6 protein-coding genes, 3 tRNA genes and 1 rRNA gene are annotated in these 7,464 nt (G+C 38.9%); 1 reads left to right on the plus strand and 9 read right to left on the minus strand.

All coding sequences use genetic code 11. The annotated features are described in order from the left end of the window. The 3 genes from tuf to BM308_RS12880 form a co-directional block, all read right to left on the minus strand. Window positions 1-1,178: elongation factor Tu (gene tuf / locus BM308_RS12870; protein WP_074945768.1), on the minus strand; the 1,178-nt coding region annotated here is incomplete at its 3' end. Window positions 1,179-1,239: 61 nt separating this feature from the next. Next, window positions 1,240-1,314: transfer RNA gene (locus tag BM308_RS12875), tRNA-Gly, on the minus strand. A 43-nt stretch (window positions 1,315-1,357) separates the two neighbouring features. After that, window positions 1,358-1,442: transfer RNA gene (locus BM308_RS12880), tRNA-Tyr, on the minus strand. Window positions 1,443-1,820: 378 nt separating this feature from the next. Between BM308_RS12880 and coaA the strand changes: the two genes are divergently transcribed. Further along, window positions 1,821-2,774 (plus strand): type I pantothenate kinase, encoded by a 954-nt coding sequence (gene coaA, locus BM308_RS12885; RefSeq protein ID WP_074945769.1) that lies wholly within the window; start codon window positions 1,821-1,823, stop codon window positions 2,772-2,774. 26 nt (window positions 2,775-2,800) lie between these two features. On the opposite strand, the gene BM308_RS12890 is transcribed toward coaA, so the two are convergent. The 6 genes from BM308_RS12890 to rrf all read right to left on the minus strand — a co-directional run bounded on the left by BM308_RS12890 (window position 2,801) and on the right by rrf (window position 7,438). Continuing rightward, entirely contained in the window at window positions 2,801-3,760 is a 960-nt protein-coding gene (locus BM308_RS12890; RefSeq protein ID WP_074945770.1) for a biotin--[acetyl-CoA-carboxylase] ligase, read from the minus strand. After that, complete coding sequence (gene murB / locus BM308_RS12895; RefSeq protein ID WP_074945772.1) at window positions 3,745-4,740, minus strand: UDP-N-acetylmuramate dehydrogenase; 996 nt, start codon at window positions 4,738-4,740, stop codon at window positions 3,745-3,747. The genes BM308_RS12890 and murB overlap by 16 nt, the downstream gene beginning before the upstream one ends. A 2-nt stretch (window positions 4,741-4,742) precedes the next feature. After that, window positions 4,743-6,023 (minus strand): UDP-N-acetylglucosamine 1-carboxyvinyltransferase, encoded by a 1,281-nt coding sequence (gene murA, locus BM308_RS12900; protein WP_074945773.1) that lies wholly within the window; start codon window positions 6,021-6,023, stop codon window positions 4,743-4,745. A gap of 125 nt (window positions 6,024-6,148) precedes the next feature. Next, a complete protein-coding gene (locus tag BM308_RS12905) occupies window positions 6,149-7,063 on the minus strand; it encodes a homoserine O-succinyltransferase (RefSeq protein ID WP_074945775.1) in 915 nt (304 codons plus the stop codon). Between the two features lie 170 nt (window positions 7,064-7,233). Further along, window positions 7,234-7,310 (minus strand) — tRNA-Asp (locus tag BM308_RS12910). Window positions 7,311-7,322: 12 nt separating this feature from the next. Beyond that, a 5S ribosomal RNA gene (gene rrf, locus BM308_RS12915) occupies window positions 7,323-7,438 on the minus strand. Between the last annotated feature and the right edge of the window lie 26 nt (window positions 7,439-7,464).

Consider the following 7,464-nt stretch of genomic DNA (forward strand, 5'->3'; position numbering starts at 1 on the left):
ATAATAGAACCAACAACACCAGCACCTACAGTACGGCCGCCCTCACGGATAGCGAATCTCTCGCCTTCAGCCATAGCTACTGGGTGGATTAGGGTTACGGTCATGTCGGTGTTATCACCTGGCATTACCATCTCTACGCCCTCTTTCAGATCGATAGAACCGGTAATATCGGTTGTTCTGAAGAAGAACTGTGGACGATAGCCCTTGAAGAATGGAGTGTGACGACCACCTTCATCCTTGCTTAGTACGTATACCTGACCAGTGAACTTGGTGTGTGGAGTGATGGTGCCTGGAGCAGCTAGAACCTGACCACGCTCAACCTCATCACGCTTGGTACCACGTAGAAGAACACCTACGTTATCACCTGCACGACCTTCGTCTAGTAACTTACGGAACATTTCAACGCCAGTTACAGTGGTCTTGGTGGTTGGACGAATACCAACGATTTCAACTTCGTCACCTACGTGTACAATACCACGCTCTACACGGCCGGTTACTACAGTACCACGACCTGAGATTGAGAAGATATCTTCGATTGGTAATAGGAATGGATCATCGATATCACGCTTTGGCTCTGGAATGTATGAATCTAGAGTGTCTGCTAACTGATAGATTGCCTCTTTCCACTTCTCTTCGCCGTTTAATGCACCTAGTGCTGAACCACGGATGATTGGAGTGTCGTCGCCTGGGAACTGGTACTGATTTAATAGATCACGTACGTCCATCTCAACTAACTCTAATAATTCCTCGTCGTCTACCATATCGCACTTGTTTAGGAATACTACGATGTATGGTACGCCTACCTGACGTGCTAACAGAATGTGCTCACGGGTCTGTGGCATAGGACCATCAGTTGCTGCTACTACTAGAATAGCGCCGTCCATCTGTGCTGCACCAGTAATCATGTTCTTAACATAGTCAGCGTGACCTGGGCAGTCAACGTGTGCATAGTGACGGTTTGCAGTATCGTACTCAACGTGAGAGGTGTTAATGGTAATACCACGTGCCTTCTCTTCTGGAGCATTATCGATCTGATCGAACTTACGTGCCTCACCACCAAACTTCTCTGCTAGAACAGTAGTGATAGCTGCGGTTAAAGTGGTCTTACCGTGGTCAACGTGACCAATGGTGCCTACGTTTACGTGTACTTTGCCACGGACAAACTTCTCTTTTGCCATTTTTTATTTCCTATGTGAACAAGACGTTAAAGGCTCACAGCGTTGATGATAAAAAAAACGATGGAGCGGGCAGCGGGAATCGAACCCGTATCACAAGCTTGGAAGGCTTGGGTAATAACCATTATACGATGCCCGCGATACAAATGAAATAATTAATACCGGAGAATTTAATTGGGAAGTGGTGGAGGGGGAAGGATTCGAACCTTCGAAGGCAGAGCCGGCAGATTTACAGTCTGATCCCTTTGGCCACTCGGGAACCCCTCCATAGATAGCCCGTCTCCGGACCAACTATGTCGCTATCATTCGACAGCGGGGACTATAATAACAAACTTTTAATTTATTGCAACATTTTTTTTAAATAATTTTTTACTTTTTTTCTAAAATACCAATAGAATCCCTTATATTTCGCATTTCTATTTTTAAAATTTTTTTAAATTTTTTTTTAAATAAGTCCGTCATTAACAATATTGATTCCATTTTTTTCTTAAAAAAATTTTTAAACGCATAATATGTTAAACATATCAACAGAAATTTTTTTAATAAAAAAGACTGTTCAGTATTTTTAAAGATGAAATTCTAGCGTCTATATACATCTAATGTTAAAATCTGCCTGTAATTTTTTTTAGGAAACCAGGTTATATTATGAATGTAGACAATTCAGTTATTGCTGCACCTTTTGTAAAGTTTGATCCTAATACATGGGCTTCATTCAAACATGAAGATGAAAAACTTACGATAACAGAAAATGAATTGCAGAAGTTCATGGCATTCAATGACAAATTGTCCTTAGAAGATGTAAAAAAAATCTATCTTCCATTGTCCAGTCTTCTAAGAATGTACTTTATCAGCAGACATGACCGTTTGTCTGTGATACAGAAATTTCTTGGCTTTCCTATGGATTCAGTTCCTTTCATTATTTCTATATCGGGTTCCGTTTCTGTTGGTAAAACCACAACTGCAAAGCTTTTATTTGAACTAATCAAACAGTGGCCATGCAAACCTAAAGTAAGTCTTATAACAACTGATGGTTTTCTATATCCAAATGCCTATCTAGAAGAAAAAATGCTTCTTGGAAAAAAGGGCTTCCCTGTTTCCTATGACAGTAAGCGACTAATCTCTTTCCTGCTTGATTTAAAGGAAGGCAAACCAAATCTTAAGGTACCAGTATACTCACACCTTACTTATGATATTGTTCCTGATTCATACACCATCGTTGATAGACCTAATGTTTTAATTATTGAGGGTGTTAACGTTCTTCAGGACGCAACAGAATACCCTGAATTTAGAAAACGTGCTTTTATTTCTGATTATATAGATTATTCAATATATGTTGATGCTGAAGAAAAGTATCTGATGAAATGGTATATAGATCGTTTCCTTAAGCTTAAAGATGAAGCTTTCCACGATCCTAACTGCTATTTCCACAAATATGCAAATCTTCCTGATGAAAACGCAGCAAGTATCGCTAAGCTAATATGGGAGGCTGTAAACCATTCAAATCTGGTTGAGAATATCCTTCCATGCAGAAATAGAGCAAATCTAATCTTGAAGAAAGGAAAAGATCATCATATAGAGGAAGTATATCTGAGGAAATAAGAAGTCTTATTTCCTCCAAATATAGGCTACTGATCTTTTAGATAAGTGATGTGACCGGATCTGATAGAGATCTTTTTATCTTCCTGTGCTAACAGAAGAGCGCCGGTATTGTCTATGCCAGCAGCACGACCAACAAAGACGCCTTGAACATTATCCACCTGAATCATCTTTCCAAGCATCTCATCTCGGGCTTTAAATGATTCAAATATCATACGTTTGCTTCCCTTGTTGAAATCTTCACAGGTTCTCTTAATGTTATTAATCAGGGCTGCAGCTAGATCATTTCTCTTGAAATTCTCAGGCTTCTCTTTATACATTGAGCCATAATCGCGGGTAAGCTCGCCAAAATCATCATCGTAGACATTCAGTCCAACGCCTATAATTGCCTTTACCTTATCCTTATAAGGAACTGTTTCGATGAGAATACCGCCAACCTTTAATGTATCCAGATAGACATCATTTGGCCATTTAAGCAGAACATTTTCAAAACCGAATCTTTCAATTGAAATTGCAGTTGCAACACCAATTCCTACAGATAATCCCTGAAGCTTATCAAAAGAATCAAAAATATAGCAAACAGATAAAGTTAGCTGTTTTCCTAAGCCGGAATGCCATTTACCCCCACGGCTGCCTCGTCCGTCTGACTGGATCTCTGCAATAACAACATCGCCAGAAGCAAGCATCGAGGCATTCTTAATCATAAAGGTATTCGTCGAATCAACAGTATCAAGAATTGCTATACGACCAGAGCCTTCAACTCTTTTGAATATAGACATGTCATCTAGGAGATCTACTTTATCCTTTAAAAGGAACTTGTCATTTTCAAAAGTTATTACGTCAGAATATACTGACAGATTCTTTACTAAAGAAAAGAGATCTTCTTCTGACGCATCAAGAGCTGTCATCAAAAGAGTCTTATCTAAAGTTAAATCAGGAGCATTATTCAGTAACTTTATAATTTTTAAAATATCTAAAGGTTTTCCCAAGATACTTCTCCTTGTGCATCGTATGTTCTGACTTCAGGGTCTAACTTAATACCAAATTTGTTGAATACCTCGGCCATTATATATTTTGCCAAGGCAACGATTTCAAATGGTTTGGCTCCACCCCTGTTTACAATTACCAGCGACTGTTTGTCCCAGGTTCCCACATTTCCATGAGTAATGCCCTTGCAGCCAGCCTTTTCAATTAACCAGCCAGCAGCAACTTTACACATTCCATCTCCCATTGGATATATAGGAACATTATCGTATTTTGATTCTAAATCTTTAGCTATATTGCTGTTAACAATAGGATTTTTAAAGAAAGAACCTGCATTTCCAGCTATCTTAGGATCTGGTAACTTCTTATTTCTTAATTCTATTACCTTATTACGGAGAGCAAGAGCATTATCAAATCTTTCTTCTTGTAGGCCCTTATATACTAGTTTAGGTGAAAAAACTGAAGATAGCCTGAATGTAACCTCAGTAATTACAAGTTTTCTTTCCTTGTGCTTCTTGAAATAAGAGGATCTGTAACCGAATTTACATTTTTCGTTAGAAAATGTTTCCTGAATATGTCGCTGCAGATCATAGACTTTTACTTCGGTAATATAATCTCCTATCTCAACACCATAAGCTCCAACGTTCTGAATAGGAGCCGCACCAACTGTGCCTGGTATTGCAGATAGATTCTCAAGACCATATATTCCACGAGAAATCAGAGTACTGATTAAATCGTCTAAAATAAGGCCAGCTCCAGCCTTTACGATGAAATCATCACCATCTCTCTCAACACAAAGTTCCCTGATCTGATTAATGATTACTGTTCCCTTATAGTCATCAGTAAACAGTACATCAGAACCATGCCCTAGAACAATTAGATTGTCAGCGTGAACCTTTCTTAAATCAGATACGCTGCTGACAATAATTCCGTTTTCAGCATGAACCTGAAGACCAAATGTGTTATATGGACATAAATTAAACATGACTAATAAATTCTTTCTATTTCACCACCAAGACCGCGAACTTTCTTCTCAATATGTTCATAGCCTCTATCCATATGATATATACGGTCAACTATTGTTGTTCCCTCAGCTGCTAATCCAGCAATAACAAGAGAAGCAGAAGCTCTGAGATCTGATGACATCACCTGAGCTCCTTTTAATCTGTTTACACCTTCACAGATTACAGTATTTCCCTTGATCTCTAGTTTTGCTCCCATTCTGATAAGCTCAGCTATATGCATGAATCTGTTCTCGAAGATGGTTTCAGTTACTGAACTTACACCACTTGCAAGTGCATTCAGTACTGTAATCTGGGCTTGCATATCTGTAGGGAAACCAGGGTGAGGAGCAGTAACAACATTTACAGGCTTAATCTGTCTATTGCGCATATCGGCAGTAATAGAGGTTCCATCAACAGTAATCAGAGCATTTGCTTCTCTTAGCTTCTGAAGAACTGCATCCAGAGTTGAAGGTAAAGTATTCAGACAGGTAACAATACCGCCTGTAGCAATACCCGCAATTAAATATGTTCCGGCCTCAATACGGTCAGCAACCACGGAATGCTCACAGCCATGAAGCTTTTCAACGCCCTCAATTTCAATTCTTGATGTTCCGGCACCTTTTACATTTGCGCCCATCTTGTTAAGACATTTAGCAAGATCTTCAACTTCTGGTTCCAAAGCTGCATTATCAATAACAGTAATACCGTCCGCAAGGCAGGCTGCCATCATAAGGTTTTCTGTACCAGTAACAGAAACCTTATCCATAATGATGTGTCCACCGTGAAGTCTTCCTCCACCAATAGCATTTGCCTTTATATAGCCGTCATCAAGATTAATCTGAGCGCCCATCTCTTTAAGGCCTTTGATATGAAGATCAACAGGACGAGCACCAATAGCACAACCGCCAGGAAGAGATACTTCTGCAGAACCTGCATAGGCCACAAGAGGTCCAAGAGCCATAATGGAGGCTCTCATAGTCTTTACTAATTCGTATGAAGCAACATGACTGGTTACACCGCCTTCAATAACAGCAACCCCAGTTGCAGCATCATAATTACATTTTTTACCAAGATCCTGTAATAACTTAAAACTGGTTTTTACATCAGCTAAATCAGGAACATTTTTTAAACAAACTTTTTCATCAGTTAAAATTGTGGATAAAAGAATAGGAAGGGCAGCATTCTTTGCACCAGAGATAACAACTTCTCCATCTAAAGCCTTTCCGCCAACAATTTTAAATTTTGCAGTCTTTAAACCAGTCACTTTTTCACCTTATCATTCTATGTTTAACGTAATATTCTACATTAAAAAGGCGCAAAAAACTTTGTTTAATGCGCCTTTAGAGAAAATTAAAGTTATGAGGAAAGGGATAGGATTAAATTAAAAAATCATATCGTTTTAATATCAAAAGGAGTTTCCTGATAAACATAGTAATTCAGCCAGTTGCAGAATAGCAGACTGGCATGTCCTCTCCATGTACACAGAGGTGTCTTAGTAGGATCATCATTGGGAAAATAATCTAAAGGAATTGAAGGATTTTTCCCCGCTTCAATATCTCTTGTATATTCCTGGAGTAAAGTATCCGCATCATACTCAGGATGACCAGAAACATATACCTGTCTACCATCAGGAGAGACTCCCAGATACATACCAGTCTCTTCACTAGAAGCCAGAACTTCAATATTGGTCTTTTCCTTAATAACATCTAACGGAAATTCACAGTATCTTGAAATTGGAACCTTGAAAACATCATCAAATCCGCGGGTAAGAGTGTCAATCTGATCTGAAAGTTTCTCATTATAAATTCCTGAAAGTTTCTTTTCCCTGAAGATAATATCAACGTTATAGAATACTTTTAAGGCAGCAGCAACACCCCAGCAGCTGAATAAAGTTGAAGTAACATGCTTCGATGACCACAGCAGTATCTTCTTTAAGGCATCCCAGTAGGTCACATCAGCAAACTCAATCTGATCAAGAGCTGCTCCTGTAACAATCATTCCATCAAAATTCTGATCTTTAATTTCAGAGAATGATTTATAGAAATTATCCATATGCTCTCTAGGTGTCAACTTGGAGATATGGTCATCAACTCTTAATAAAGTTATATTTACCTGTAAAGGGGTATTAGACAGCTTTCTCATATACTGAATTTCAGTATTGATCTTTTTAGGCATTAAATTAAGGAACAATAGATTTAAAGGTCTAATATCCTGATGAGAAGATCTATCTTCAGTCATAACGAAAACCTGCTCTGAATTCAGTACAGCTTTAGCAGGTAAATCATTAGGTATGTTAATAGGCATAGAAATCCCCTCAAATACAATAATAATGAGTAATTATACAATTTACATTTTATTGAGCAAAATTATGAGAATAATGCACAAAAATAAGACTTACTTGTGGAATTATAAGAAAAAATGGGGAATTTAGAAACACAAAACCCAGTCACAAAGGACTGGGTTTATGTAAAAAGTGGCGGAACGGACGGGAATCGAACCCGCGACCTCCTGCGTGACAGGCAGGCATTCTAACCGGCTGAACTACCGCTCCACGTTATGGGATGCCTGGCGGTGACCTACTCTCACACAAACGTACGTTGCACTACCATCGGCGTTACTGCATTTCACTTCTGTGTTCGGAATGGGAACAGGTGGTTCTACAGCACTATGGCCGCCAGGCGAATTGGGTTTTAACTTAAAAAACT

This window comes from Succinivibrio dextrinosolvens (assembly GCF_900116345.1).
GTDB lineage: Bacteria > Pseudomonadota > Gammaproteobacteria > Enterobacterales > Succinivibrionaceae > Succinivibrio > Succinivibrio dextrinosolvens_B.

Coding starts and splice junctions, on each gene's coding strand:
- coaA (WP_074945769.1), top strand. CDS start 1,821: ATGAATGTAGACAATTCAGTTATTGCTGCACCTTTTGTAAAGTTTGAT.
- BM308_RS12905 (WP_074945775.1), bottom strand. CDS start 7,063: ATGCCTATTAACATACCTAATGATTTACCTGCTAAAGCTGTACTGAAT.
- murB (WP_074945772.1), bottom strand. CDS start 4,740: ATGTTTAATTTATGTCCATATAACACATTTGGTCTTCAGGTTCATGCT.